General features: G+C 53.8%; 29 protein-coding genes. 17 read left to right on the forward strand and 12 right to left on the reverse strand.

The annotated features are described in order from the left end of the window. From ACR0DT_RS12820 to ACR0DT_RS12830, 3 genes are read right to left on the reverse strand one after another with little or no spacing between them, the layout of a single operon-like run. A complete protein-coding gene (locus tag ACR0DT_RS12820; RefSeq protein ID WP_480711129.1) occupies positions 1-1410 on the reverse strand; it encodes a phage major capsid protein in 1410 nt (469 codons plus the stop codon). After that, positions 1403-1540: a hypothetical protein gene (locus ACR0DT_RS12825; protein ID WP_480711130.1), complete on the reverse strand. Its 138-nt coding sequence runs from the start codon at positions 1538-1540 to the stop codon at positions 1403-1405. Before ACR0DT_RS12825 ends, ACR0DT_RS12820 begins: the two co-directional genes overlap by 8 nt. Then, on the reverse strand, positions 1527-1850 hold the full coding sequence (locus ACR0DT_RS12830; protein WP_480711131.1) for a hypothetical protein: 324 nt from the start codon (positions 1848-1850) through the stop codon (positions 1527-1529). Before ACR0DT_RS12830 ends, ACR0DT_RS12825 begins: the two co-directional genes overlap by 14 nt. A gap of 116 nt (positions 1851-1966) precedes the next feature. On the opposite strand from ACR0DT_RS12830, the gene ACR0DT_RS12835 reads away from it, so the two are divergent. The 9 genes from ACR0DT_RS12835 (at position 1967) to speB (ending at position 9745) form a co-directional block, all read left to right on the forward strand. Continuing rightward, a complete protein-coding gene (locus tag ACR0DT_RS12835; RefSeq protein ID WP_480711132.1) occupies positions 1967-2209 on the forward strand; it encodes a hypothetical protein in 243 nt (80 codons plus the stop codon). Next, positions 2210-2947 (forward strand): hypothetical protein, encoded by a 738-nt coding sequence (locus tag ACR0DT_RS12840; protein WP_480711133.1) that lies wholly within the window; start codon positions 2210-2212, stop codon positions 2945-2947. Between the two features lie 9 nt (positions 2948-2956). Continuing rightward, positions 2957-4567, forward strand: a complete 1611-nt coding sequence (locus ACR0DT_RS12845) for a phage tail tape measure C-terminal domain-containing protein (protein ID WP_480711134.1) — start codon at positions 2957-2959, stop codon at positions 4565-4567. Positions 4568-4807: 240 nt separating this feature from the next. Beyond that, on the forward strand, positions 4808-5314 hold the full coding sequence (locus tag ACR0DT_RS12850) for a hypothetical protein (protein WP_480711135.1): 507 nt from the start codon (positions 4808-4810) through the stop codon (positions 5312-5314). 10 nt (positions 5315-5324) lie between these two features. Continuing rightward, positions 5325-5627, forward strand: a complete 303-nt coding sequence (locus ACR0DT_RS12855) for a hypothetical protein (protein ID WP_480711136.1) — start codon at positions 5325-5327, stop codon at positions 5625-5627. 147 nt (positions 5628-5774) lie between these two features. Next, the gene (locus ACR0DT_RS12860; protein WP_480711137.1) at positions 5775-6302 is read left to right on the forward strand and encodes a hypothetical protein; all 528 of its coding nucleotides are present in this window, start codon (positions 5775-5777) and stop codon (positions 6300-6302) included. Between the two features lie 126 nt (positions 6303-6428). Continuing rightward, positions 6429-7652, forward strand: a complete 1224-nt coding sequence (locus ACR0DT_RS12865; protein ID WP_480711138.1) for a saccharopine dehydrogenase family protein — start codon at positions 6429-6431, stop codon at positions 7650-7652. Between the two features lie 84 nt (positions 7653-7736). After that, positions 7737-8906, forward strand: coding sequence for a carboxynorspermidine decarboxylase (nspC, locus tag ACR0DT_RS12870; protein ID WP_480711139.1), 1170 nt, complete (start codon positions 7737-7739; stop codon positions 8904-8906). Beyond that, the gene (speB, locus tag ACR0DT_RS12875) at positions 8903-9745 is read left to right on the forward strand and encodes an agmatinase (protein ID WP_480711140.1); all 843 of its coding nucleotides are present in this window, start codon (positions 8903-8905) and stop codon (positions 9743-9745) included. Before nspC ends, speB begins: the two co-directional genes overlap by 4 nt. Here speB and ACR0DT_RS12880 read toward each other — a convergent pair. After that, positions 9742-10332 carry an HD domain-containing protein gene (locus ACR0DT_RS12880; protein WP_480711141.1) on the reverse strand — a complete coding sequence of 197 codons (591 nt, stop codon included), beginning with the start codon at positions 10330-10332 and terminating at the stop codon, positions 9742-9744. The genes speB and ACR0DT_RS12880 overlap by 4 nt on opposite strands. Before the next feature lie 101 nt (positions 10333-10433). On the opposite strand from ACR0DT_RS12880, the gene ACR0DT_RS12885 reads away from it, so the two are divergent. After that, the gene (locus tag ACR0DT_RS12885; RefSeq protein WP_480711142.1) at positions 10434-11258 is read left to right on the forward strand and encodes a LysR family transcriptional regulator; all 825 of its coding nucleotides are present in this window, start codon (positions 10434-10436) and stop codon (positions 11256-11258) included. Here the strand turns inward: ACR0DT_RS12885 and lptF are convergent. Further along, positions 11255-12394, reverse strand: coding sequence for an LPS export ABC transporter permease LptF (lptF, locus tag ACR0DT_RS12890; protein WP_480711143.1), 1140 nt, complete (start codon positions 12392-12394; stop codon positions 11255-11257). The genes ACR0DT_RS12885 and lptF overlap by 4 nt on opposite strands. A 301-nt stretch (positions 12395-12695) precedes the next feature. Between lptF and ACR0DT_RS12895 the strand changes: the two genes are divergently transcribed. Further along, the gene (locus tag ACR0DT_RS12895; protein ID WP_480711144.1) at positions 12696-13130 is read left to right on the forward strand and encodes a hypothetical protein; all 435 of its coding nucleotides are present in this window, start codon (positions 12696-12698) and stop codon (positions 13128-13130) included. 955 nt (positions 13131-14085) lie between these two features. Next, on the forward strand, positions 14086-14679 hold the full coding sequence (locus tag ACR0DT_RS12900; protein WP_480711145.1) for a hypothetical protein: 594 nt from the start codon (positions 14086-14088) through the stop codon (positions 14677-14679). A 103-nt stretch (positions 14680-14782) separates the two neighbouring features. On the opposite strand, the gene ACR0DT_RS12905 is transcribed toward ACR0DT_RS12900, so the two are convergent. Further along, positions 14783-14926, reverse strand: coding sequence for a hypothetical protein (locus tag ACR0DT_RS12905; protein ID WP_480711146.1), 144 nt, complete (start codon positions 14924-14926; stop codon positions 14783-14785). 595 nt (positions 14927-15521) lie between these two features. On the opposite strand from ACR0DT_RS12905, the gene ACR0DT_RS12910 reads away from it, so the two are divergent. Together ACR0DT_RS12910 and ACR0DT_RS12915 are read left to right on the forward strand one after the other, a co-directional pair. Beyond that, complete coding sequence (locus tag ACR0DT_RS12910; RefSeq protein WP_480711147.1) at positions 15522-15938, forward strand: nuclear transport factor 2 family protein; 417 nt, start codon at positions 15522-15524, stop codon at positions 15936-15938. Between the two features lie 1274 nt (positions 15939-17212). Then, entirely contained in the window at positions 17213-17635 is a 423-nt protein-coding gene (locus ACR0DT_RS12915) for a hypothetical protein (protein WP_480711148.1), read from the forward strand. Positions 17636-18012: 377 nt separating this feature from the next. Here the strand turns inward: ACR0DT_RS12915 and ACR0DT_RS12920 are convergent, their stop codons facing one another. Both ACR0DT_RS12920 and ACR0DT_RS12925 read right to left on the reverse strand, forming a co-directional pair. Next, positions 18013-18231 carry a GDCCVxC domain-containing (seleno)protein gene (locus ACR0DT_RS12920; RefSeq protein WP_237217120.1) on the reverse strand — a complete coding sequence of 73 codons (219 nt, stop codon included), beginning with the start codon at positions 18229-18231 and terminating at the stop codon, positions 18013-18015. 4 nt (positions 18232-18235) lie between these two features. Continuing rightward, positions 18236-18559 carry a hypothetical protein gene (locus tag ACR0DT_RS12925; protein ID WP_170720304.1) on the reverse strand — a complete coding sequence of 108 codons (324 nt, stop codon included), beginning with the start codon at positions 18557-18559 and terminating at the stop codon, positions 18236-18238. Positions 18560-18657: 98 nt separating this feature from the next. On the opposite strand from ACR0DT_RS12925, the gene ACR0DT_RS12930 reads away from it, so the two are divergent. The 3 genes from ACR0DT_RS12930 to ACR0DT_RS12940 all read left to right on the forward strand — a co-directional run bounded on the left by ACR0DT_RS12930 (position 18658) and on the right by ACR0DT_RS12940 (position 20843). Further along, a complete protein-coding gene (locus ACR0DT_RS12930; protein ID WP_170637988.1) occupies positions 18658-19047 on the forward strand; it encodes a MerR family transcriptional regulator in 390 nt (129 codons plus the stop codon). Between the two features lie 503 nt (positions 19048-19550). Next, the gene (locus ACR0DT_RS12935) at positions 19551-19757 is read left to right on the forward strand and encodes a cold-shock protein (protein ID WP_170430361.1); all 207 of its coding nucleotides are present in this window, start codon (positions 19551-19553) and stop codon (positions 19755-19757) included. Between the two features lie 72 nt (positions 19758-19829). Continuing rightward, positions 19830-20843 carry a fatty acid desaturase gene (locus tag ACR0DT_RS12940; protein ID WP_170674489.1) on the forward strand — a complete coding sequence of 338 codons (1014 nt, stop codon included), beginning with the start codon at positions 19830-19832 and terminating at the stop codon, positions 20841-20843. On the opposite strand, the gene ACR0DT_RS12945 is transcribed toward ACR0DT_RS12940, so the two are convergent. From ACR0DT_RS12945 to ACR0DT_RS12960, 4 genes are all read right to left on the reverse strand, one after another. Then, positions 20835-21083, reverse strand: coding sequence for a ParB N-terminal domain-containing protein (locus ACR0DT_RS12945; protein WP_480711149.1), 249 nt, complete (start codon positions 21081-21083; stop codon positions 20835-20837). The genes ACR0DT_RS12940 and ACR0DT_RS12945 overlap by 9 nt on opposite strands. Before the next feature lie 74 nt (positions 21084-21157). Next, on the reverse strand, positions 21158-21847 hold the full coding sequence (locus ACR0DT_RS12950; RefSeq protein ID WP_170485440.1) for a hypothetical protein: 690 nt from the start codon (positions 21845-21847) through the stop codon (positions 21158-21160). A 1639-nt stretch (positions 21848-23486) separates the two neighbouring features. Continuing rightward, positions 23487-24119, reverse strand: a complete 633-nt coding sequence (locus ACR0DT_RS12955; protein WP_480711150.1) for a tyrosine-type recombinase/integrase — start codon at positions 24117-24119, stop codon at positions 23487-23489. Positions 24120-24676: 557 nt separating this feature from the next. Then, positions 24677-25249 (reverse strand): hypothetical protein, encoded by a 573-nt coding sequence (locus ACR0DT_RS12960; protein ID WP_170720314.1) that lies wholly within the window; start codon positions 25247-25249, stop codon positions 24677-24679. Positions 25250-25334: the final 85 nt, after the last annotated feature.

Genomic DNA, 25334 nt, shown 5'->3' on the forward strand with positions numbered 1-25334 from the left:
TTACCACGCGACCCCGGTCACGTATGCTGCGGTCCCGGTTCTCATGGTTCCCCAAGTCACCGGGTGGACCATACGAAGCGCAGTGCTGTAGGTTTGCAGCATTGACCGGACTGCTGCCCCTTCGCGTGCTGCGTCGGAAACGTGGACGGACCCGCCAGTGTCGTTAATTGCCCCGGTGTCGGCCATTGTGGGGGCCACTCCGTCGTCGTCCGCCATAACGATTGTTGCCGACTGCGAGACGTCGATAATCGGACCTTCTGCCCAATATGCGAAGTCCGCGAGGTCGATAATGTAAATCGTATCGGTTGGCACGTGGCTGGCCGACAGGATTGGCAGTCCCATAATGCTTCCGGCTTCCACCTCGTCGCGGAACGGAAACGCACCATTGGCCGGGTCGTAGAGCATACGCAGACGCTGAACCCTTGCGTTGTCCATAACGAGGACCGGACGACGCGGACGGATTGTTGCTGCGGTAGCGACCAGATATGTAAGGTCTGCGACAATGTTGGCAATGTCGGTTCCTGCGCTGGCTTGGTTCGGTGCACCATTCCACGGGCTGGCCGGAGCGATACCTGTGACTGCTGCGTTGGCCGGGTTTAGCAGGCGTTCGTCTACGCCTTCGCCCATATCGTCCAGTATGTCGTTTTCGATAACGTCCAGCACCGACGGATTGGATACCTGGATAAGCTCGTTGGAAACGACCGAGATAACAGCCATTTTGTGGCGGGACAGCATAAGCGACCCAAGAATGTCTTCCTTCACCGGAATGGTTGCGCCTTCGCCGACGAATGCCGGACGCAGCGACCCTTTGCCAGTTGCCCCGCGCATAGGCATTGTAAGCGACTGGTTCGGCCCCATTGGGATAGCGACCCCACGGTCCATAAGCTGGCCCCAAATGCTGCGTTCGGAAAGCGGAGCTATCCACTCGCCAATGTCTGACTCAACCAGTTCTGCGGCCCAACCAGCTGCGACGGTAGCGCCGACTGTGGTGGCGGACTTCAGCAGTTTCTCCGCGGACTTGCGAATATTCCGGTTGTCGTCTCCGGGGAAGTATTCGTGCAGTGTGGTTTTGTGTTCTACCTGCTTGCTGTACCTGCGAGCCTCGGCCACGGTTGCCAGCGCCAGTACCCGACTGGGTGCGACCTTGTTGGGCTGCTTTTTGGGTTGGGCTGGCGGTGCCAGTGTGGCTTTGACGTTTACATCGGTGCCTTTGCGTTCAAGTGCGTCCAGTCTAGCTTCGATGGTTGGCAGTGCGCGTTCGACTTCCAGCGAGTTTTCCAACTCGGCCTCGGCCTTGGCATAGGCGACTTCGTAGGCTTTCTGCTGGAGTGCAGTGCTGGCAACCTTTTCCAGCTTCGGGTTGTGCAGCTTGGCATCTTGTACCAGTGCGTTTGCCAGTGGCTTATTCATCATCTTGCTCCTTCCGCAAGCGTTCCAGTTCGGCTTGGGCGACTTTGCGCAGCCGAGCGATCTGTTCGACTTCCAGTTTGTCGGGGTCGGGTTCGAAGGGGTCTTTGCCGCCAGAACTATCTAAGGGCATCTTGTGTACCAGTTCTGGTAGAGCGAAAGCTGCCGACGTCTTTAACCGACGCCACCCCCAATTCTGTTTCCAGATGGTCTAGTCTGCGGTCGAAGTCGTCTTGCCGGGCTTCGATCTTGTCGAACTCTTTGTGGAATATTTCAGAACTGGCTTTGGCGAACTCGCCGACGAAGGCGTGGATTGTCGCTTTAACCCAAGAACCGTTAACAGCCCGACCTTCGTGGACGGTGTCTCCGGACTTGATTGCGAACGAAGGTCCGCGTGGACTTGTTGCGGGAGGTGCAGTCTGTGCTGCGAAGGGATTTTGCATGTTAGTGCTCCGTTAGACGAATTGGCACTCTTGGCCGACACTTGTGCATGCAAACGATACTGGTTTGTATATACAAAGTATATATTTTGTATTGCTGTGGGGGTATACTTGCCCGCATGGAACTCGAAGACTGGCCACAAGTTATTCTGGAAAGCGACGACCAAGACTGGTACGTCGAACGGCTCTTGGACAGGGCAGTTACGTTTGCGCTCGAGGAATTCCAGCAAGAACACGACTGGACCCAGGAGCAAGCTCTGGATGCTTTGTTGGCTAACGCTGGACACTTCGCCCAGACACTGCACGTCCCTCTGCCCGTAGCGATGCAAGCCATCACCCGCAGGTACGGGGGAGTGCAATAAATGGCCCCACGTTCTAAACCCCGCATCCCTCCCAGACCCCAACCAGTCCGCGTCCGTAACCAAGTTGGTCTTGGCAAGGTCGTAACCGAAGAGGTGTGGTTGGGTCCGCTGGAAGACTGGACCTTAGACCAAATCGAATACGCACTACAGTACACAGCGGCCACCGAAAACGCCAAGGTGGAGGCAGCTGGTCGGGAACTGTCCGAAGTAATTGTGGACCGTTCTGCTGGTAAGCTGTTTAACGACGCCCAGCGCGTTATAGACATGCGCTATGGTGGCCAAGAAGGCGGAGTGCGGCAGGTTATGCGAGCGGTGGAAGTTGCCCTGCGCCGTGCAATTAAAACAACCACCAACAAGCGTTCTGGTTCTCTGATGGACGACTGGAAGTGGACGTCTTACGGTCCGTCCGGCAACAACATCGCTTCGTCCGGTGTGATGCAGTTGGGCGACGTGTTGGTCTATTCGCCTATTGGTAAGAACCGACAATACGCAGCCGTGGTCAATTCCCTCGTGGCCAAGAACAACGGCAAGAAGGCAAGAGTGGAAGACCTTTCGACAAGCGAAGGCGGAATTAAGAAACCCAGATATGTGCCGCAGATCACCGTGCGGTTGTCTATTGGGCAGAACCGATCTCGTCGGTCCCGCACCAAGGGTTTCGTGTCGAAGGCAGTTAACTCTATTCGCAACAACCGAGCTTCGCGTGGCTTCTACGTCCGTGTGCAGTTCGCTGGTAAGTGAGGGAAGACTATGGCAGATTTCTCCCGTCTGATTCAGATCACGGTAGATGCGGCCCAAGCGGTGCGCGAATATACGAAACTTACAGGAGCTTCGACCAAGGCAGCTCGATCTACTGGGGCCTTTACCTCTGGCCTCCGAAACGCAGGTTTCCAGATCGCCGACTTTGCCACGATGGTCAGTTTCGGTGGCGACAAGATTCAAGCCTTCGCCATTCAGGGCGGACAAGCAATTTCGATGCTAGGGGTTTGGGGCGCAGTCGCAGGTACGGCGATCACGGTCGGTGGTTTGTTGGTTTCGTCTTGGCAACGTCTGGCCGAAGAAGGCGAGACCTTAAACCAAGTCCAGGAGGAAATTCTTGCGACGGTAAACGCTGTTACCAACTTCCTGTCTGGTACGTTTATTCCCAACATCGTTAACACAGCCCGAGCGGTGCTAGACTGGACCGACGCTGTAATTGGCCTCGACAACGCGATGATAATTCTGGCGACTGTTACACTCGTTGCCTTGCGAAAACAGATCCTGCTGCTATTCCAGATGATCGCCCGACACCCGGTAATTGCGGCGGTGACCGGGATGATAATTGCCGTGGGTGCTCTGGCCGACAAGTGGGAAATTGTCACTAGACTAATCAATGCTGGGCTCGAGTTGGTTAGCGACAGTTTCTTGTACGTTACCACAAGCATCGAAGCTTGGTGGGACGGGCTGATGGCATCTATTGTGCAGTCTACGTCCGACGCCTTGTCTACTGTTGCCAATATTGCGGTGGACCTTGTTAACCAGATCATTTCTGGGCTTAACCAAATTCCGTTGCTGACGGTCGAACCTATCGAAGCGGTGACGGTGATGGGCGATGCGGCGACTGCGGCCCACGACCGGGCTGCGGAAAGTGCGGCGCGACAGGCCAACGCAACTGCGCTGGTAAACTCTTCGATGCAAAACGTCGCCAGTGTGGCACGGGAACTATGGGACAGCTTCTCGACCGGGTCCGACACGGTGGACGACTTTAGCGAAAGCCTTGCGGGTGGCGGTGGTGCAGCCGAAAGCCTTGCGAAGACCGAGGACGCAATTAAGTCTCTAACCGACACTGCTGCGACGGATATCGACCAGACCTTGATTGGTTCGATCGATGGGTTCCTCGACATGGTTGCCAAGGGCGAGAAAGACTTCGAGGAATTCGCAAAGAACATCGTGCGCGACATTGCCAAAATCATTGCCAAGATGGCGATTTTGCGCGCCTTCCAGTCTGCCTTCGGAGGGTTCTCTTTCGGCGGAAGTCTACTTGGTGGCCTTGGGGCTGCTGGTGCTTCTCTACCCGGCGCGACTGCGGCTGGCGTGGGTGCTGGAGCCTTGGGCGTCGGTGCGAATGCTGTAGCTGGTGGCGGTGGTGCGGCTGGTCCGGTTTCGACGGGCAATTCGCTTACGACTGTGAATGTTATTAACCAAGCTGGACCCGCTGTCCAAATAGACCAGCGCACGGTTTCCGAACAAGAGACCGAGCTTATTGTGCGGATGGCCGTAAACGCGACCCGCAACGAATTCTCGCGGCAGATGCAAACCGGGTCTGGCGAGTTCGCCCGCAGCATGGAGCAAGGCTACACTTCACGGCGTCGGGTAACTTAACCCTCCAGTTGTAAAAGTTCCACTATTCGTGGAGTTCCAGGCCTCCCCTAGTCCAATAAAACTGGGGAAAGGCTCTCTCGCCGTTGCGGTAGCTCCGAGCCGGGGTAACTGGGGCTTTACTTAACTCGCAAGCCTCTGGAAACATTATATCTTTTTTAGGATGGGGGTTTACTTCCTAAGTCTGCACCCCTATCTCGATGTATATACAAGGTACAGCATACAGAGATACAGGAGTAACAGATGTACAAGACCGTAGCAACGACACTGGCCGCACTGGTTCTGGCCACCTCGGTGCAAGCCGAAGAACATTCGGAAGAGAAGCGAGCAGAACTGCGTGCCTGCTTGGCCGAGAAGGTTACAGCGACCGTCTACGTCGAGAGCAAGGAGATTGTTGGGAGCCGGAACTTCCACATTGGTTGGGACCACACTGTGTACGCAGATGTAACCAACAACCTGCCGTGGGCCATTTCGGGTGCCGGAGTGGAGTACACTATTCAAGACCCCAACCGTTCGGTGCCTTGGGAAGAAGACGATGCCTACAACTCTGTTAGTGGCGGCATCGAACCGGGCGAGACCCGCCGGATGTATTTGCGCTCGACTATCCTAGACAAGGAAGTGTTGGACACCTCGGAGTACACCGGAGTGGTTTTGGAAGTATTCGATGCCGAACGCCGGATGCTGGTTGGGGCTGTAACTGTTGTTGGTGGCGACCTTTCCGACGAACTGTCGCCGCTGGCTTGCGAATAAGGAGACGAAGATGCCGACTATAAGATACATAGAGACCTGGGCCTCGGAAGACGAAGAACGAGCCGGACACGCACTACAGTACGCCACAACCAACAAGGCGTTCGCCGACTACCTTTACAGCAGACGAGGCGACGTGTTCGTTAAGATGGGCAACGTCGAGTTTAAGGTCTCGAAGCGGTCGGTCTACGACCAGTGCATGTTAGACCCCGAGATGCCGCAATGGGTCTACGACCTAGAGATGTACAACGCCGCAGGGAAGGCCGAACACAAGTTCGTGCTGGCGCTGCCGAAGGACGTGGAGTTCGGAGACTAAGTAAACACGCCTTCGGTATCTTTCGTCCAGTTTCGTAACCTTACGTCCAGTTTCGTAACTTACTGTTCCGTATATCTTTTTCGGGACTGGGCTATTTGGGGTTTTACTTCCGGGGTATCCTGGACGGGTCGAAAGGGAGGAAGCACTGTGGTACTTTACAACAAGAACTGTTTCGAAGGTCCGGCGCTGGAGGTGTTCTACCAACTGGAGGTGCTGGAAAAGACGATTGGTGTCGAAGGTTCGGAAGACCTTCAGAAAGAGGCGCTGCGCAGAGCCAAGGAAGCACTCCGGTATTTGAGCTATTGGCACGAACGCGACAAGCCGAAGCAGGAAGAACCGAAACCTCAACCCCAGCCCCAGCCCTTACCAGTGGGTAGACAAAGAGTGTCGGCGCCAAGGTCGTCTGTTTGGCGGGCTGTACACGGCGAATACCCGTTGGCTGCTCTTAAGGAGTTCTCGCAACTCGTGTACGAAATACGGCTGGAGCTCTCTGTGCCGTGCACCCACGAGCAAATGGCGCAAGAGCTTAAGAAGCGTGGCCGTGGAATTAGCTCCACCAAGGTCGGCGAGATGATCAAGTCTTGCGTGGAAAGAGGTGTGCCTATATTGGACAAAGACCTCAACTGGCTGGGTGGCAAACGACCAGAGCAAGACAACCGTCCGACACAGCACTAGCCCCTGCTCCGCTGGTCGCCCCTTCCTCGCCCCTAGCTTGTGGTGGACTGGAAATTGCGTTCGGAATTAATTCGTTAGCTTGTAGCTTTACCTATTACGAATAACCCCAGAGAGGAGATTACCCCCATGGGAACTTTGAGTGGCAAAACACTGGTTGTCGGCGCGGGCGGCGTATCCCACGCCGCCGTGCACAAGATGGCGATGAATTCGGATATCTTCACCGAAATCACTCTGGCCAGCCGGACCAAATCGAAATGCGACGCCATCGCTAAAGCGGTGAAAGAGCGCGTGGGTGTTGATATCGCGACAGCCGAACTGGACGCCTATAAGGTTGAAGATACGGTCAAGCTGATCAAGGAAACTGGCGCCGAGATCCTCGTGAACCTCGCCCTGCCCTATCAGGATCTGGTACTGATGGACGCCTGCCTTGAAGCTGGCATCCACTACCTCGACACTGCGAACTATGAACCCGAGGATGAAGCCAAGTTCGAATACCACTGGCAGTGGGCCTATCAAGAACGGTTCAAAGAGGCCGGCCTGACCGCCATCCTCGGCTCGGGCTTCGATCCGGGTGTGACCAGCGTCTTCGCTAAATGGTTGAAGAAACACAAGTTGGACACCATCCGCCAGATCGACGTGTTGGACGCCAATGGCGGCTCGAACGAGCAGGAGTTCGCCACCAACTTCAACCCCGAAATCAACCTGCGCGAAGTGCTGGCCGAAGTGCGCCATTGGGAAAACGGCGAGTGGCACCATAGCCCGGCGCTGACCAACAAGGTCGAATACGATTTCCCCGCCATCGGGCGGAAAAACATGTACCAGATGTATCACGAGGAACTGGAATCGCTCTCGACCCACTTCCCCGAGATCGAACGCGCCCGCTTCTGGATGACCTTCGGCGATGCTTACATCAAGCACGCGACCGTACTGCAGAACGTGGGCATGACCCGCATCGACCCGGTGATGCATGACGGCAAGGAAATCATTCCGATCCAGTTCCTGAAAACCCTGCTGCCCGATCCCGGCGATCTGGGTGCAGAAACCAAGGGCAAGGCCTGCATCGGCGACATCGCCACGGGTCAGGCCAAGGACGGCTCGGGCGAGAAGACCTATTACATCTACAACATCTGCGACCACGAAGAATGTTATGCCGAGGTAGGCAGCCAGGCCGTCAGCTACACCACCGGCGTCCCTGCCATGATCGGCGCGGCGCAGGTGATCAAAGGCAACTGGGTCGAACCAGGAGTATGGAACATGGAACAGCTCGACCCGGATAACTTCATGGACATGTTGAACGAGCACGGCCTGCCGTGGCAAGTCCATGAACTGGACGGCCCGGTCGAGTTCTGACCCGCATAGCTTCATCTGGCTACAAATACCTTGGGGGTCCGGGGGCAAAGCCCCCGATCTCTACACTCAACGGAGACGCCGGACATGTCCGAAATGATGACGACCCAAGCCGGAGACGCCGGAACCTTCCGCAATTTTGACCTCAGCCGCGTACCGACCCCCTGCTTCGTGGTCGATGAAAAAGCGGTCGAGCGAAACCTGACCATCCTCTCCGATATCGGCACCCAATCCGGCGCGCATGTGCTTAGCGCGCTCAAGGCGTTTTCTATGTTTTCGCTGGCCCCGCTGGTCCGCCAGCACCTCGGCGGTACCTGCGCCAGCGGCATTTACGAGGCCCGTCTGGGCCGCGAAGAATATGGCGGCGAGGTCGCGACCTTCTGTGCCGGATACAAAGATACGGATATCGACGAAATCCTTTCGCTGTCCGACCACATCATCTTTAATAGCCCAGCGCAAAAGGATCGGTTCTTGTCCAAAGCACGGGCCGCAATGGTGCAGGTCGGGCTGCGCATCAATCCCGAACATTCCGAAGGTGAGGTTCCAAAATACGACCCCTGTGCGCCCTGTTCACGTTTGGGCACCCCGGTCAGCCAATTGAGCGCCGAGGCCCTGAGCGGTGTCGATGGTTTGCACATGCACACGCTCTGCGAACAGGGGTTCGAGCCCTTGCAACGCACATGGGCCGCGGTGGAGCCTAAAATTGCGCCTTATATCGAGCAGGTCAAATGGCTGAACTTCGGCGGTGGCCATCACATTACCCGCGACGATTATGACCGCGAGGGGCTGGTGGCTTTTATCAAGTACATCAGTGAAACCTACGGCATCGACGTCTACCTCGAACCCGGCGAGGCGATCGCGCTGGATGCGGGCATTTTGGTCGGAGAAATTCTCGACCTGCCGACCAATGGCATGGACCTGGCCATCACCGATATCTCGGCCACATGCCACATGCCCGACGTGATTGAAGCTCCCTATCGCCCCGCCCTGATGGACGAGGCCGACGCGGGTCATACCTACCGTCTGGGCGGGCCGTCCTGTCTGGCGGGTGATGTGATCGGCGACTACATGTGGGACAGGCCGCTGGAAATCGGCCAACGCTTTGCCTTCCTTGATCAAGCGCATTACTCGATGGTCAAGACCAACACGTTCAACGGCGTGCCCCTGCCCACCATCGCCCTGTGGAACAGCGAAACGGACGAACTGAAGATCATCAAACAGTTCGGCTATGACGACTTTAAGGACCGACTCTCATGAGCATTTTCCTCGACAGTGAATTAACCGCATCTGAGCGCACCGAGGACGCTCGATTCCGCGTGATCCCCGTACCGCTGGAACGCACCGTTTCTTACGGGTCCGGCACCGCCAAGGGCCCCGAGGCTATCATTGAGGCCAGCAATGAGCTGGAACGCATCACCGGTCACGCCGAACCCTGTGTCGAAGGGATTTTCACCGAAGAACCCGTTGACTGCGATGCATCGTTGTCCGAGATAATGGAACGTCTTGCCCAGCGCACCGAGGCCGCCATCCGCGCGGGCAAAGTGCCGGTGACTTTAGGTGGCGAGCACTCGCTCAGCTACGGTGCCGTAATGGGTGTAGCCCGTGCTTTGGGTCAACCGATTGGCATTGTGCAGATCGACGCACATGCCGATCTGCGCAACGCCTATCAGGGGGAAAAACACTCCCACGCTTCGGTTATGCATCTGCTGGCCGAAGAAGGCATTCGACTGGCACAGTTCGGCGTCCGTGCCTTTTCGACCGAAGAGTCGCAAAGCCGTCTGAAAAACCGCATCTTCCACGTGGATGCCGAGGAATTGGTCACCGGCAATATCCACGCCGTCGACCTGCCCGAGGATTTCCCCGAACTGGTCTATGTCAGTTTTGACGTAGACGGACTGGACCCGTCACAAATGCCCGCCACCGGCACTCCGGTTCCCGGTGGGTTGGGCTATTATCAAGCATTGCGCCTGGTCGAGCACACTCTGAAGGGTCGCAAATGTGTGGGCTTCGACGTGGTCGAACTGGCCCCCGACGGCAATGCCGCCTGGGACTTTACCGCAGCACAGATCGTCTATCGCTTGATGGCCGCCTGTTAACCCTCAGAGGTTTCATTCAGTTCCATATGCCCCTCGCCCTTGTTCAAAACACGGCGCAACATGGGCTCGAAGAACTCCAGCGGTTTGGTCGGGTAACCCGGGTCGAACGCTTTTTGATCGTATTCATGGCAGAAATAGCGGCAGTCCTCCCAATAGGGGCTGTCGCGATACTTGTCGCGGGCGTTGCGGTCCCCGCCAAGGTGGTGGTTGTAGTAATAGCCCTGAAACACGCAATGATGTTTCAAAATCCAATAGGTCTTTTCACTGACATAGGGCTTCATCATCGCCGCTGACAGCTCACCATGGTTATAGGGCGAAAGGATATCGCCAGTGTCGTGGATCAGCGCGGCGACCACGATTTCCTCGTCCGCGCCGTCCTCGTAAGCGCGCGTCGCAGCTTGCAGGCTATGCTGGTAGCGGTTTACCGGGTAAGGCGTCCAGTCCTCGTCCAGCGACCGGATTGCGTCGAGAATACGGTCGGGCAAGGCGGCGTTATATGCTTCTTCATATTCCATAACGGCGTCCCAATCGGCCTTGGTGGCCTCTTCGAAACTGGTCCAGGTGGGTTTGTGGCTTTTGTCCAGCATGGCGCGGTCCTTTGGCTGATCTGCAGGGGGCAGATTAGCGCAACTCAGGCGCTCAAAAAAATGAATTGATTTTATCAATCCGATGAAAAAATACTTTCATCATGCAACTCAAAGCAATCGAGACCTTTCTATGCGTGGCCGAGACCGGAGGCTTTCATGCCGCCGCCCGCAAGCTGAACGTGACCCAGACCGCCGTCAGCGCCCGCGTTCGGTTGATCGAAGAGGAAACCGGAAAAGCGCTGTTCACCCGTGGCGCGGGGGGAACCAGCTTGACCGAGTTTGGGCGACAATTCCGGCCTTATGCCGAGCAGATGCTTTCGCTTTGGTCCTTTGCCGCGCGCGATCTGCCCGCGCAAACTCAGAACCGAGTAGCCCTGCGCCTTGGCGCACAGCTGAGCATCTGGGACCCGCTGCTGGTCGATCTGGCAGTTCAGTTTGAACAACGCCTTGGGCAACTTCTGCTTACGTTGAACTATGATCACGATCTGAACATGGTCGATGCAGTTGCCACCCATGTTCTAGACGCCGCGCTGACCCACGAAGCGCCCAACGACCCCCGCGTACAGTCACACGAGTTGAACCCCGAGCGATTATTGCTGGTCGAAACCCCGAACACGGGCGATGCGGTTTTCGTCAATCTGGAATTGGGCGAGGTCTATCAGGACCACGTACGCTCGGCTGCGCGGCAAGCAGCGGGACAAACAGTATTTCTGGGCAATTGCCTGATGGCTCTGCGCTATGTCCTTCGGCGCGGCGGGACAGGGTATTTCCCGGAATACGTCATCAGAGATCACCTGTTCCGCGGTCAGTTGACCCCTGTAGCCGGGGCCATGGATCTGCTGCTGCCGTTGTATTTGGTAACGCGCAGCGACGGCACAATCAGTGACGACATCCTAACCTGCCTGACCGACTTGCGCGCGCCCTAGGCCGATGACATCGCGCCCGTCGCACCTTTGTCGCGCTTGCGCATTAGCGGCCGCCCGGCGAACAACAAGAACAGTCCTGCAACTGCGATGCCGATAGCCGCTGGTAGATACAACAAAAACCACAGCTTCGGCTCAGCGATTACGACAGGCGACACAAAGCCCCGCACCCCTTCAAGCACAACCAGAATTGAAAACGCTCCCAGGATCTGCGGCCACAGACCAAATCGCGAAAAACTGCCCAGCATAAGCGTGGCATACCCGGCCAGAGCCACCGCGACGCAAATAGCAACCCAAGAAAAGCGCTGATGCAACTCGTCGACCAACTCTCCTGCGGTAAAGCCTTCTGTGGCGCTAATGGCGTCACGATCCCGCAAAAGCTCGATTGTCGGAATAGCTTCGAGGCTCCGTTCAGCAGTGACATCCGAATTCGTCAACGCAGAAATGTCGTATGAGGCGTCTTCGAACAGCGTCGAAGATAAGGTTCTATCTTGCTTGTTCAGTCGCAATGCAATTCCGTCCAACATCACCAGGTGAATGCCGGTTTCATTACTGACCAGATAAGCCGTTTTCGATGAATAGCTGACCGGATTCTGCTGATCCCTCCCGTCCGACACGAATACCTCGGACAGCGTACCGTCCAGATCAATCTCGCCGATATAAACCGTAACACCTCGGGCCGGGTGCAGAAATTCGCCCTCATTCAGCAATTGGGCCGTGACGTCCCCCGCCACTTCGGCTTGGCGTTGCTCCAGTTGTTCAACGGAGGCAGGGCGCAAAAAGACACTTATCACAGCCATCATCAACCCGGATATCAACCCGAACAGGAATACAGCGCGTGCCAGCCGCCACGGACTGGACCCGGTGGCCAACATCACTGTCATCTCGCTTTCGCGGCTCAGGCGGTTGGTGGCATAGACAGCGGCGGCGAACACCGCCATCGGCATTACCGTGCGGATCAGCGTCGGCAGGGTCAATGCCGAGAATTCCAGAAACACCATGGCGGACTGTCCGCCACTGATGACCCGGTCAAACAGGCTAACGGATCGGGTGATCCAGAACACACCGACCAGAACCAGGGTGAAAAAGCCGAACAGAATCAGCAATTGCCGCAGGAAATATCCATCAAAACGCGACATGGGTCCTCTTATGCGTGTCCTTGGTAGGCCGGACATTATGTTATTCCGCCGCCATAGGAAACCGGGATCGGCCATTTGTCACCATGTCCCGATCAGCGAAAACCCCGGCGATACTGTACTTGCCTAGTTCCAATGTCGCAAAGAGGTCGCTTAGCCTACGCTATACCCCCCCTTTAACTCGGCTACGAGTGTGTCCTCGTTGCCGCCCCGCGCGCCTGTGCATCAACGCTGTCTACCGACCTTCCGATTTTCCTGCTACAGGTGAAAAAAATCAAAAGACTACCTTTGAGCAGACGAGCAGATGAGAGGCTTAATCGCAGCGTTGGCAGCGCTCATTTCGATGAGCGCGCCATTGGCGTCGAAAGAAATACAGGTTGTCAATGATCCGGGCGGGCGGATTCTGGATCGTAAGGTCCAAATTGAAATCGCCAACAGGACCAATGCGCGTATTCAGATCGTCGGGGACTACTGTAACTCCAGCTGCACCATGCTTTTGGGCGCAGATGATGTATGCGTGTCATCTCAAACGCTATTCGGGTTCCATGGCCCTTACCGGGTGAACCGGACCAAGATGACCGCCGAGGAATTCGACAAACAAAGTGCCTCTCTTTCCAATTATTACCCGCACCAGATCAGAAACTGGTTCATGTCCGAGGCACGATATGCCGGTCCGGATGAATATCTGTACATATCCGGCGCATATCTAATCAGCCTTGGTGTTCAAGAGTGCGTGTAGGACCTCTGCCGATTGCTTCCCCGTCCGCCACATAAGGCACAAGGTGTCCAACGTCCTTTCGAAGATCACGTTAGACAAACAACCGCTCAGCGTTTAGCCGGGCCTGTCTCATGCCTTGATTAGCAGACAATGGCGCTGGGTTGGTTAACGGATGGTAAGCGGCAGTTGCAGGGGAGTTGCTCAAAGGCTTGGCTCGGGTGGAAGCGCCTAACCCTGACGGAGTAGGTGGCAAATCAGCAAAGTCTGCTACGTCAACGCCTTTGATACAGCAGAGAATCTAAGGATAATTCTGGATTGCGGGTGGTGCGGGAGGAGCGGGTACCACTGCGGCAGCAATAACGGGCCGAGAGAATGCGAAAATCTGAATTGAAGAACTCAACCCGCCTTACGTGCGGGTGAACTTCACGTCCTACCCTTGGCAAAATGCCCACCGGATCGCGCAGCGGGCAGGCAAACTGGCACAAAACTATTCGAAGGGCTGGCACTGTGAATACTGTGGGAACCTCATGCCTGAGTGGAAGCGGATCGACGCCAAGTTTTGCAAAGAAGGCTGCCGCAAGGTGGCTGCGCGTAAACGATGATAAAACGAACACTTTCTGCGGTTCTCGATTGTGTCGGCATTGTGAGTTTCTTAGATTAGTTGAGTAAACTAAGAATATAGAAGATGCCCTGCCGCGTTTAACGGGCATACGGAGCAATTTGACACGTGTCATCAGACAATAGTTCATTTGGCCCCGACCGCACTGGAATCGGAGTGCAGTCCACGCTTATTCCACGGAGACCGCCACCTAAAAGGAAATTCCCCGTTGGGTTACTTTTGATCTGGGGAGCACTAGTTCTGTTAGTGATATTTGGCAAACCTTACTTAATGGCCAACCAGACACATGGGAAAGCAGGACCAAAGTACACCAGCGGCGACCTAACATGGCAGAGCATAGATCCGACGTGGTCAATCATGTTCGACGAGTATGCGCTGGACATGAAAGTTAACCCCGAACGGATCAGAGGGTCAGATAAAGTTGCCTTCACTGTTACTGGAGAGTTGCTTCGTTCACTTTGTGGCTCTGTTCTGACAAAGTTGCCAGACCCGCCTATTGGGGTCACTCGCGGCGACATTTACCGCCTGGGATTTAGGTTCTTTGACGTAGAAGACGGTGCATCAACCGATATATTTCCAGTGCAAGTCCAAAATGGTTCATGTCGCGCCTTTGATAAACAAAAGATTTTCGACTGGAGTTACCCAGGACCGCTGACTGGCTGGTCGCCCATTCAGTATGGGAAATCTGGAGACGAGGTAACTTTTACCTTTGGTCGACGAGGTGAAACCAAAGTTCCCTTTGAACAGTTTGATTTCAAACTTGCTTGCGATGCGCTTTTCAAGGAGTCTTTTGATAAAGTGCGAAAAATGCTTAATGAAACAAGAACGATTAACGTTCGCGTCGTTAAAGGTCTTGTCTCAGGTATAGCTTGGGTCGGGCGCTACAAAGTGCAACGTTTTCAGGTCATCGACAATTCCTGCTTTCCCGAAGGTGAGGTCATCGAAGGATAAGTATCGTTGACGACGACTAAAGTAGGGCGAAAGAGACAATCCTTTCCTCAATGCGGGATAGCCGGACCTTTCACGCACCTTGGTAGAAGTGAGCTAAAAGCGCTTACTCTGTTGCAGCGGGCTCGGTTTCCGTATCAGCAACCGGTGCGGTTTCTTCGCTAGCCCCATCCTCGCCGCCTGACCTCATCATGAAGATAGCCAAGACAACAACAATCGCGGCAGCAATTATCATGTAGTTCCGGTTCATATCTTTTCTCCCAAAGCGGCGGGCAGAACGAACAGCGACTGTCGTCTATGATTTCAAGCAGTACTCTGCATTTCAGGTGCCGCGTTAGAAAGCTGTTCGTATTGATCGACTGCCGACAGATATTCGTCAAGTATCTTGCCCTCATTCGTATCCGGTTGAGATTCTCACAAGTATTCAATCTCCCGGAGTGCGAAATGGTACTCGGACTGGGTGCGAACAATGGTCATGGCAATACCTCAAAGAAGAAATCAATACGGGACTCCATACCGGAGTTTGCGCGATTCTGGCAGGTGCACGGTTAGGAGGTGCTTGAAGTACAGGCAGCTTCTGTCAGCTCGGTCTAAGACCTTTCTTGTACCACCATTTTCTAGCGGGAAATAATGGCCCCCACCCAAGCTAAACTCGTCACTTTTGTACAATTGGATACCAAAACCACAAAGTGCATTCTGGTGCGGTCGGATCAAAGCCAGTTGACGCCCGTGTATAATGGGTGCGTTCCACTGCAAGAATTACTGCAAAGAGTTTGGGAAATACAGGTGCGCACCGTGGCTTTACGCCCAGCCAAGTCAACTGGATTTGAATAGGAGAGATTAATATGGCAACCGAACAAAACAACAAAGCAATTCTTAGCGAAGCATATCAGCTATGGCATGAAACCAAAGGTGGCAGCGTTCAACACTGGTTGGACATCTCTTCAGAAAACATATCTTTCGGATCGCTCGCCCAAGGCGTTGCTCCGGTTCGTTTCACCGCTCCGCGCAACAACAAAAAGGAGATGCTTGGTTATCTCAGGGATCTAACCAATGAGTGGGAAATGATACACTATACGGTCGATCACTATATTGCGGAGGGGGACTTTGTCATTGCTGTGGGCAGTACTGCTTGGACCAACAAAGCTACTGGCAAGATTGCAGACACTCGCAAAGTTGACGTCACCAGATTTCGCGACGGAAAAATGGTTGAGTTCTTCGAGTATTACGACACAGCCGCCTTAATAGATGCGGCAAGTTAAAGTCAGGTCTCAAAATTGGGCGCGCCAACTTCAAGCGCGCCCAGACCACGGGGAGAATAATGAAAAAACTGCGCTCTGAAATACGCTTGAGCGCGAACTCATCTATGTCTTCAGTATTGCCGGATCAGGTGAAGTCGTCAGTGAAGTGCGTCACAATCATGGATTGCACTTGGCTTTAAACTGGCTTGCGTGATATCCGGGCCTCTTTTTTTGAGGAGACCCGATATGAGCGACTTTTCCGCACACGAAGCACTGCACACCGCAAGCGTTCTTATGGGCTGCTATGGATTGTGAATTGGTGGCTAATTGACCTACGGGCGTTCAGAGCAGCGCTGATCCGGCACCGAACAACTGGGTCACAGCTACACATGGGAGTCGCGCGCAACGCTGACGGGACGTGCTTCAAGTGGTTTGATATTCGGTCATTTCCGAAGGAGCCACCTTTGGTGGTAGAGCATGGGTAATCAGGCTTTAAGCAATAACAGAAAGAATACGTCCCAATTCGCAGATGACTCTTTGTTTCATAAGGTTACATAGCCCGCGCTACTGAATTGTGTTCCCTGCTAGCAGCGCAGGATTCATCTCAGCGTTTATTCGCCTGACCTGGCGGTTTCGGTTGTGGTCACAACCACGTTTTGGCGGCTCGATACCGTATTTGTTTAGCCACTGAATCCTAGTTTTGACCTAATGCATTATAATATATGAAAAACAATTTGTTTCTAAAGTGGAAACAATGTACTTTGCTTCTTGTTCCCTTGATTTCACGCCGTGTGAGCTTCTTGCGTTAAAAGAATGCCACTCACCCCCTAGAGAGAGGGGCTGGCCAAGACCCCCCTAGTCCAGCCCCTCGCCCGCCCTCACTCTCTGTCATTTGTGAAACGGCGGGATACGCCCATGAGGCCTCTGTGGGCGTGGTTTCATTGTACCACACTTCCCAAATTAGTTCTTGGCACCCTATATCTCTGTGCGGCAGGACTGCGTTATCGGCGATTAGTTCGACAGGCCGATCCGAGAGGACGCAGTAAGACTACTGGGCTACGTGAACGTCTTAAACGACACTAGGTACAGACACCCGAGAGGCCGCCCCTTGAATGGGCAGGTTTCTGCGTTGGAGGAATGGCTGCTATGAGCCCTTAGTTGAAATTGCTGCGAGTTGTCGGAACGACCGCTTAAACCATTAGCAATACTGATGAACAATTAGGTTGTCCAATCGAAGGCAGAGAGCCTCTTGTTTTCCCATTGCGCGTTTTTTGATGTTTTGTTTAGGTATGCGAATGAAACAACTCTTCGCTGCGTGCCTCACTGTTGGAACATCACTGACGCTTTCTGTAGCAGTTGCAGAACCCGTTGATTTGACAGGACTTACCTGCTTACAGCAGCGAGCACTTGGACCCGTCACGTGGGATTTCTACGGCGATGTAGCCATTCGCGAGTACGTAGCAGGTGAAGGTAAGCCGGTACGTTTCGAGCGTATCGGGGAAGGGTCATACCAACGCATCCGAAACCTTGATGGAGAAATCTCTTCATATTGGTACTTCTTTGACGATGGTGACGGTGTTCACATCAGGCTTTTTGCAAGCCCAGGAATGGCTGCAGAAGCCGAAAATCGTAATGCGCCTTGGCAACGAGCAACCATCCCTTTTCACGCGGAATGCGTGCCTCTATGGGAACGAAATGAACCGCCTGTTGAACAGTAGGCCGCTTGCGGATGAAAAAGCCGCTGAATATTGCCCATAATCCGGTCCGAAACCGTCCAATTCGCCATTTCCTCCGAAAATCGACCCTTTTGGCAGCTTTACATTCAAGGCAATGATCGCCAAAGCGGACACTCGTCGGCACAGAGGGAATGTCAGCACAGTCCGCGTAGCAGTCGTTCATTGAATTTGGCCGAATGACCGCACTGAGCCCAACCTGTACCCTGGATTTTATTGCTGCATGCGCTTGCAGCAGTAACGACACTGCAACTGCCGAATACCTTGTGCGGCCAAGCAGCGGAAAAAACTGTCATTCATGCAAATAGCAGCGATGCTCGCGGGGGCGGCTCACAGTTCGCTCAACAAAACCGTCCTTCACTTCATCCGCAACAGCTATCGCCTAGCTGAATTGGTGGACACGGGACCGTGGCATATGAACAGTAAACACAACAGTCGCCTTCCAACGGCTTCAAAACTGTTTTGCACGACTTGCATTCATAGAACCACTGGCAAGCATCCGTTGGCATTTGCTCGGTTTCACTGTGGCCGCACTTCGGGCAAATCAGGGTGCTTTCTAGGACTACAGTTTGTTTTGTCATAGTCTCACATCTGCATGATCAGGTAATCGTTAATCCATGCCTCGTTAAACACAACGACCCAACCCACGCCGGTGATTAGAGTCGTTCCTGCAAGCCACCATTTCAACGTCGGCAAGGAACCGCGCCGATAAGATACCATCCATGATATCACGACGAGCGCCGTTGACATCGTCAGCACATAGTAACTCGCTGCGGCAACCTTCCCAAAGATTGCCAACCAACCGCCACCCAGCCCCAGTAACATCATCGTCATGGGCAAAACGCAGCAAGTCGCGACGCCAAGCGCTGATAGCGATCCCAAATAGCTGAGGCTAAGGTACTTCTGCATTCTGTTTCCCTGATGGACTACGTCGCGCGGAGTTGTAGAGACAACAACCTCTCGTTTAACTTCTGTAGCCACTACAGGATCAAGACAGGAAATCGCACATGTTTGCGATTGGGGAGGCATCCCGGCAAAGCGGTGTCGGAATTGATACTATCCGCTACTACGAACGCGAAGGGATCGTGCCGAAACCAGAAAGGGCATCGAATAATCGACGCATGTACTCCGCGCACGATGTTGGACGGCTTCGTTTTCTAAGGAAGTGCCGAGACATGGGTTTTTCGCTTGCCGATGCAAAGGTGCTTCTCAACCTATCCGAAGGTGATAGCGAGGATTGCCAATCCGTTAAGGAACTGGCCGAGCTTCATATCTCCAATGTGCGTATGAAGATAATCGAACTTAAGCGATTGGAGGCCGCCCTGAATGAACTTACGGCCAACTGTAACATCGGGAACGTTTCTTGCCCGATGCTTGCGCAGATACGGACCTACTAATGGCACTTTGAGGCTCGCAGTCGCCCTATGCCAACGCAGCATGACCCAAGATTCGGGCCGCGCAGAATCTACCGTTCGTTAGAGAGGTCAACTCGTTGATTTAGCAATGTTTCAATCACTCAATGAACATTTGTGCCTTGCCGCGGTGTTCTTGAAGCACGCGGCGATTTCGGACAGTGAGCCCTACCTGCCGTGCCTGAGCAATCAATTTGCTGCATACGCATTCGGCAGGTTTTATCGGAAGCCGACCTCTGATTTCCGAACCACAGAGCAATGGTTCTGCTTATCTTTGTCCCAAATTGGGCTGGGCAGACTTAGATCTTCTGTTGCTTTCCGTTGTATCAAGGCTTGTATCGTGTGTACTCGAAGTCCATATACACAGGGCTTACGTTTTTCTTTTTCGACCTGCTGTCTCCCAAACTCGGCGTTCAGTCTTTCGATTCAGACCGACCACGCCGAGTCGCCGCAATAATGCGGGCGGCAAGTATTAGGAGACTTCCACCATGGCAAATGGCACAGTAAAATGGTTCAACTCGACCAAAGGTTTTGGCTTTATCGAACCTGAAGATGGCAAGCGCGATGTGTTCGTGCATATCTCAGCACTTGAGCGTTCCGGCATCAGCGAATTGAAGGACGGCCAGAAGGTCACTTTTGACGTCGAAGCTGGCCGTGACGGGCGCGACAGCGCCGCCAATCTGGCACTGGCCTGACCTTTTACGGGCACCCTTATGGGGTGCACGTTTGCACAATGGGCTGCTAAAAGCCCTTGGAGAACAAGTCAGTTGCAACAGCAGGAATTGACCCGGGCGCTCGCGCAATACCGTGTGCCCGATACGAAGCGTAGCGTTATTGAACTGACAATCACTGTCATCCCCTTTTTCGCGCTATGGGGCGCAGCGTGGTTTGCGCTATCCCTTAGTATCTGGGTCACTGTTCTATTGGCCATCCTGAACGCCGCATTTCTGGTGCGTATCTTCATCATCATGCATGATTGTGGTCACGGATCTTTCTTTAGAAGCCGCACCGTTTGCAATTGGACCGGCCGGGTTCTGGGTGTTCTCGCCCTGACACCCTATGACGTCTGGCGGCAAAGCCATGCGATTCACCATGCCTCAACCGGTAACCTTGATCGGCGTGGTATGGGTGACATTCCTACATTGACCATTGAGGAATACCTGAAACGGAATTGGTTCGGGCGTGCCGCTTACAGGTTAATCCGGAACCCCTTCTTCCTGTTCTGTATAGTACCGGTCTACACGTTCTTTTTTCAAAATCGCTTGCCCTTTGGTTTCATGCGGTCAGGCTGGCTGAATTGGGCAAGTGCAATGGGAACAAACGCCGCGATTGCGGTGGTCCTGGCTCTGATTTTTTGGACCGGAGGCCTGGATGTACTGGTTTTTGTATTCCTTCCAACCATGATCGTCGCCGCATCGATTGGTATTTGGCTATTCTATATTCAACACCAGTTTGAACACACGACTTGGGAGCGGGAAGAAGTGTGGAATCTTCAGAACGCCGCATTCTATGGAAGTTCTCACTACGCCCTGCCAGGCATCCTGCGGTGGTTCTCTGCCAATATCGGTGTGCACCATGTTCACCACCTTGCCAGCCGCATACCGTTTTATCGGCTAAACGAGGTTTTGCGTGACCATTCCGAGTTGGAAAATTGCCAGCGTATTACTCTATATGAGAGCCTTCATTGCGCACGATTGCATCTTTGGGATGAAGAAAGTCAGCGCCTGCTGACGTTTTCTCAGGCTTTGTCGAACGCCAATCCCAACAAGAGTTTAGTGTAATCTGGCGCGCACCAAAAAGGCGTCGACAGTATCACCGCCGAGGGCGCGAATGGCCTCTAGTCGGTGAAGGCCTTCAATCAGCACGAACCGCTTGTTGTCCGCGCGTATCTGGATCGGGGTCTTCTGGCCGTTTTCCAGGATATCTTCGGCCAGTGTCAGGACTTTTTGTTGATCAAGCGTTTTCGCCCGTTTTACAGGGACATAGATCAGGTCGAGCGGATATGGTCTTTTCTCCAACATAAGCTACGTAGGTAACCTTTCGTGCATTTGTTCCGGTTCAGAGTTCGCTACAAAAGCGGGGGCTGGAACGTACGTCATAGAACCGAACGAACAGCATCGCGCAGTTCCTGATGCATAATCCAAGTTGCTGGCTCATCGACACTTTCGATGTGAGAAAATGCCAGGACCTGAGCGGCGCCATCATTCTGTACCGATCCGGCTTCGGGTAGGTCTAGTTCCAGGTATTCTGCGATCAATAGTCCGATTTTCTTGAAAACTTTGATGGAGGCCTCGCGCGATTTGTAACCGGCTGCCTGAGACAAGTGACCAATGGTCAGACCGTCCTTGCCTGCGATTGTAAGTGCTTTGAGCATTGTGACCTGCGCAGGGGTCAGCCTGATTTGTCGCAGTGCCTCGGCATATTCTCTTTCGCTGGGAACGAGGGTGCCGGAATTTCCCTCCAAACGGCGTTGACCGCTACGTTTCCTGTCTCGTTCACCGAGAATTTCTTTTAATGCTTCGATGGCCAATGCTGGTGTTTCACCGACTGCATCAGCAATCATTGTCTGCGTTTTAGCCGGTGGCTTAGGGAATGCGCGCGCAACGCTGTTACCGCTCAGGATGCCAGCCTTAATCAAGTACTTTCCAAATTCTTCTTCAATCACTCCTGCTACGTCAGCGTTCCGCGGCTCACGAACACTGCGGTCCTGAAATGCTCTTTGTTCCAGACCACGAGCTGACATCTTTGAACCGGGAAGGGTTACTTGAGGGGCATTTTTGCGCATCAGAGAAACACCACCACAATTATGGCCGCAACAAACACCAATAACGCGATAAACATCTTCGCTCTGTAGGACCAGCGATGCGCCCTTTCGGCCTTGAGCATTTTGCCCAGGTTTTCGTCAATCGAGTTATGGTTCACGGCTTGGTCCTTCCGGATTTGTCAGGCGATATTGATTTCCAGCAACCTATTTTCACGGCAAATTTTCGGCGCACTTATCGTTCTGTCGTGTGAACGGCCGATTGCATTCCCAACCATCACCTCTTCGATTCAAATGAGCGTTGGAAGGGATAAGGATCGCAACGCACCTGTCCTGGTTTGAGCGAAAGCCACGTTCACATTTCCATCCAGAGTAGGTTTCAGGTGCAAGGTATGCATGCTGTGGAATTGCCACCGGTTCGCAACCGCTCTCCGTTTCTCTGAAACCTCTGAGGCACACCCAACCATCCGCGCTGTTTTTGTCAGTCAGGCGGCCGTTGCTCGGGACACTAATCGCAACACAATCCTGGTCTTCCTTACGAAATCCCCAGTCACAGTGTACTTCCTGTGCGCCAAACCGGGTTTCGACGTACCCATTTTGAGGCGCAATCAATTCTTCGCATTTTTCTCCGACTCGTCGGAAGAGCCGATTGCACTCCCATCGATCTCCAGTCGATGCAAGATATGCGTTTTTAGGAACTGCTATTTCCTCACAAAGATCTCCAACACGCTGGAATCCATGGTTGCATTCCCAAACTGGACCATAGGAACTGCCGGTCAAATGCGCATTTTGAGGTGCGTTTGCTCTTTGACACGATCCGTTCTTGTTTTCGAAACCTTCGTCACAAACCGATCCGTCGGCATTGCCTGCGACTTGGGCAGGAAGCTGCGTTCCTGAGAGCAACACCAAGAGTGTCGGGATCAGGCAAAGAACGCGGCGCAAAAACACGATGAATGACTGAATGAAGCGGAGCCTGAGACCTGATCTATCGGGCATCAAGCACGCAATTTATGAGCCATGTGCTGTTCATACGGCGCCTTCTTTAATTGGTCACCCGATGACTGGGGCTTGTCAGGTGACAGTTGCGAATGCTTGCGAGGAACGAGCTCATAGCGAAGACCCCAGCGAAACCCGTTCCTATGCTGGGGCACATGCTACAGTTATTCTGAAGGCCATTGGATCATCGAAGCCGGCAGCATCGCGGCGACGAGTAACTTTCACCAATGCACTTTTGTGGTCCTTAGCCAGAATAGAGTCAAGGAAGTTTCCCTTGTCGCAATGCAAGTACCGCCAGGGCAGGTAGTTTTTGAAACTGCCGGTGACCAAGATCCTTGGTGAACTACCGAAAGAAATTGTCTGGCCTGAGTGCGGCGAAAGAGGAGTATGTGATCAAGGCTTCCCCGTGACTATGAATGACTGGCCTGATAACATTGGCTGCAACGCAGCGATTTTCGCGCCGCTTCTGCACAAGTACTCGCAGCGTGATCAAATGGCCGCTCGGTCCCGCACCCTGTAAATTGCGCCTGAGCCGAGAAAACTGTGCTGCGAGCGTACGCAACAAGATTTTGACACTTCCGCTCAGGGCACGCTACGTCCCACTCCTGCGTAAAAGAACTAGAACCACTATGGATTGGCGACCGACAGCGCCGCTCGCCAAACTGTCTCAGATGTCTATGCGCTCTGCAATGCTTAGCGCGTCTTCCAATTCAACGCCCAGGTATCGCACGGTGCTATCGACCTTTGTGTGCCCAAGCAGAAGTTGGACCGCGCGGAGATTTCCTGTCTTGCGGTAGATCTCAGCTACTTTGGTTCGGCGAAGCGAATGCGTGCCATATCCGCTCGGTTCCAATCCGATTGCGGTCACCCAGTCTCGAACCAGCCTGCCATACTGGCGCGTCGAGATGTGTGGTCGATCATGGAATCGGCTTGGAAACATGAACCGGCTAGCAAACATTTCCGGTGATTTTACCCATACCAATACAGTTTCTCGCGTGTTTTCCGTCAGTTCGAATTGAACAGATTGCTTGGTTTTGCTCTGGATCACCGAAACACGCTCACGGACGCGATCGTCTTTGACAAGATCGGTCACAGCGAGTTTGACCAGATCGCAGCCGCGTAGCTTGCTATCAATCGCGACGTTGAACATTGTGAGATCACGCAGATTTCCAGAAAGTTCGAGCCGGGCACGGATCGCCCAGACCTGTTTTGGGAGTAGCGGTCGTTTCTGACCGATGATCCGCCCCTTGTTCCAAGCTCTGGGTTTTGGGGTGACTGCAGGTAGTTGGACTCTTGGCATATTTTGCACTCCGATCCACCCTCCGCACCCAAGCAACAGCACCGCGCTGACCACCGAATAGTACAAGCGGCGTGAATGCCTGCTGTCCGATTATGAATACTGGCATGGTTTAAGTGTGTGCATTAGGCGGCTTGAGCCCATATCACTACGCATAAGAACGGTTCGAGTCCAAACCGCGCGTACGCTTCGTCTTCAGCACCGATTACCGATCGGGTTCCACGTTAAAAGGCCCGGGTCAGCACCAATAAGATAAAATGAGATATGATCAGAAAAGCTGGTAAGACCGGCGTCAGGTTATCAGCGACGCCGAGCTAACCCAGGGCTTACTGATACGCCATTTCGCCACGCGCTCAACCCCTTGCAGCGTCGACAAATCCGCTCTCCGAACCCTTCGCTCCAGAATGGCGTTCTGCAACGAAGACACGGGCGTTCTTGCGGCACGTCATTGTGGGCGCGAGCCATGATCGTATCTGCTTCGTTGTCGGAGTCTTCCATCAGTTCTTAGCCTCGATTTCTGTTTTGGTTTATACAGCGACTGGAAAAGAAAGTTCCGAGCCCTAAGCCTTGAGATTGAAGGAGCTGCCTGGTTCAGACTGTCCGATGGGACGGCCTGTAATCCGAGGGGTTTTAATAGGACGAACTGGCATTCCTTCGTTCTCAGCAGCTTGGACAGCGAAAGCATACCGAGAACCGCTTGCGCATCCTCGTGGTATGGCTCGTTGATCTGATGATCCGTCGTCTGCCTCAGAAATGAGCGACTCCGAGTAGAGGTGCCGAAGTTGAGTCTCAGACACACCATCCGCTTCCATGATCAGTTGCACCATCGGATCGGCCAAAAGTTGGTCGAGCAAGAATTGTGACAACTCTTTCGCAGACAATTTATCTATTGCGCGTGCTCTGTCCAAATCAGCAAGAGAAACGGTCAAGGTTCGCGCCAGACCGGGGTGAGATTTCCGTGGATGCAGAGAGATTAGCACTGATGCTTTCCAGGCTTCTGGATCCAAATAATCTGGTGGTGCGGAAAGCTCAGTTTCTATGTCGTATTCGCCCGCCGGGAGTAATTCGTCAAAGCCAGGGAAAGTAAACGGCCTGGAAAAGACTGCGATTGTCTTGCTGGTTATCTGGTTCAATTGGGTAGTTCTCCTTTGCTGATAGCGCTCGGAGATGCAGACAAAAACAAGCCACCCTCTCCCGGCAGGGTATTATGAACTTTGA

The organism is Ruegeria sp. BI11 (assembly GCF_056538005.1).

Bases quoted from the DNA above. Each gene is read 5' to 3' on its own strand.
- ACR0DT_RS12820 (WP_480711129.1), bottom strand. From the start codon at position 1,410: ATGAATAAGCCACTGGCAAACGCACTGGTACAAGATGCCAAGCTGCAC.
- ACR0DT_RS12825 (WP_480711130.1), bottom strand. From the start codon at position 1,540: ATGCCCTTAGATAGTTCTGGCGGCAAAGACCCCTTCGAACCCGACCCC.
- ACR0DT_RS12830 (WP_480711131.1), bottom strand. From the start codon at position 1,850: ATGCAAAATCCCTTCGCAGCACAGACTGCACCTCCCGCAACAAGTCCA.
- ACR0DT_RS12835 (WP_480711132.1), top strand. From the start codon at position 1,967: ATGGAACTCGAAGACTGGCCACAAGTTATTCTGGAAAGCGACGACCAA.
- ACR0DT_RS12840 (WP_480711133.1), top strand. From the start codon at position 2,210: ATGGCCCCACGTTCTAAACCCCGCATCCCTCCCAGACCCCAACCAGTC.
- ACR0DT_RS12845 (WP_480711134.1), top strand. From the start codon at position 2,957: ATGGCAGATTTCTCCCGTCTGATTCAGATCACGGTAGATGCGGCCCAA.
- ACR0DT_RS12850 (WP_480711135.1), top strand. From the start codon at position 4,808: ATGTACAAGACCGTAGCAACGACACTGGCCGCACTGGTTCTGGCCACC.
- ACR0DT_RS12855 (WP_480711136.1), top strand. From the start codon at position 5,325: ATGCCGACTATAAGATACATAGAGACCTGGGCCTCGGAAGACGAAGAA.
- ACR0DT_RS12865 (WP_480711138.1), top strand. From the start codon at position 6,429: ATGGGAACTTTGAGTGGCAAAACACTGGTTGTCGGCGCGGGCGGCGTA.
- nspC (WP_480711139.1), top strand. From the start codon at position 7,737: ATGTCCGAAATGATGACGACCCAAGCCGGAGACGCCGGAACCTTCCGC.
- speB (WP_480711140.1), top strand. From the start codon at position 8,903: ATGAGCATTTTCCTCGACAGTGAATTAACCGCATCTGAGCGCACCGAG.
- ACR0DT_RS12880 (WP_480711141.1), bottom strand. From the start codon at position 10,332: ATGCTGGACAAAAGCCACAAACCCACCTGGACCAGTTTCGAAGAGGCC.
- ACR0DT_RS12885 (WP_480711142.1), top strand. From the start codon at position 10,434: ATGCAACTCAAAGCAATCGAGACCTTTCTATGCGTGGCCGAGACCGGA.
- lptF (WP_480711143.1), bottom strand. From the start codon at position 12,394: ATGTCGCGTTTTGATGGATATTTCCTGCGGCAATTGCTGATTCTGTTC.
- ACR0DT_RS12895 (WP_480711144.1), top strand. From the start codon at position 12,696: ATGAGAGGCTTAATCGCAGCGTTGGCAGCGCTCATTTCGATGAGCGCG.
- ACR0DT_RS12900 (WP_480711145.1), top strand. From the start codon at position 14,086: ATGTTCGACGAGTATGCGCTGGACATGAAAGTTAACCCCGAACGGATC.
- ACR0DT_RS12905 (WP_480711146.1), bottom strand. From the start codon at position 14,926: ATGAACCGGAACTACATGATAATTGCTGCCGCGATTGTTGTTGTCTTG.
- ACR0DT_RS12910 (WP_480711147.1), top strand. From the start codon at position 15,522: ATGGCAACCGAACAAAACAACAAAGCAATTCTTAGCGAAGCATATCAG.
- ACR0DT_RS12915 (WP_480711148.1), top strand. From the start codon at position 17,213: ATGAAACAACTCTTCGCTGCGTGCCTCACTGTTGGAACATCACTGACG.
- ACR0DT_RS12920 (WP_237217120.1), bottom strand. From the start codon at position 18,231: ATGACAAAACAAACTGTAGTCCTAGAAAGCACCCTGATTTGCCCGAAG.
- ACR0DT_RS12925 (WP_170720304.1), bottom strand. From the start codon at position 18,559: ATGCAGAAGTACCTTAGCCTCAGCTATTTGGGATCGCTATCAGCGCTT.
- ACR0DT_RS12930 (WP_170637988.1), top strand. From the start codon at position 18,658: ATGTTTGCGATTGGGGAGGCATCCCGGCAAAGCGGTGTCGGAATTGAT.
- ACR0DT_RS12935 (WP_170430361.1), top strand. From the start codon at position 19,551: ATGGCAAATGGCACAGTAAAATGGTTCAACTCGACCAAAGGTTTTGGC.
- ACR0DT_RS12945 (WP_480711149.1), bottom strand. From the start codon at position 21,083: ATGTTGGAGAAAAGACCATATCCGCTCGACCTGATCTATGTCCCTGTA.
- ACR0DT_RS12950 (WP_170485440.1), bottom strand. From the start codon at position 21,847: ATGCGCAAAAATGCCCCTCAAGTAACCCTTCCCGGTTCAAAGATGTCA.
- ACR0DT_RS12955 (WP_480711150.1), bottom strand. From the start codon at position 24,119: ATGCCAAGAGTCCAACTACCTGCAGTCACCCCAAAACCCAGAGCTTGG.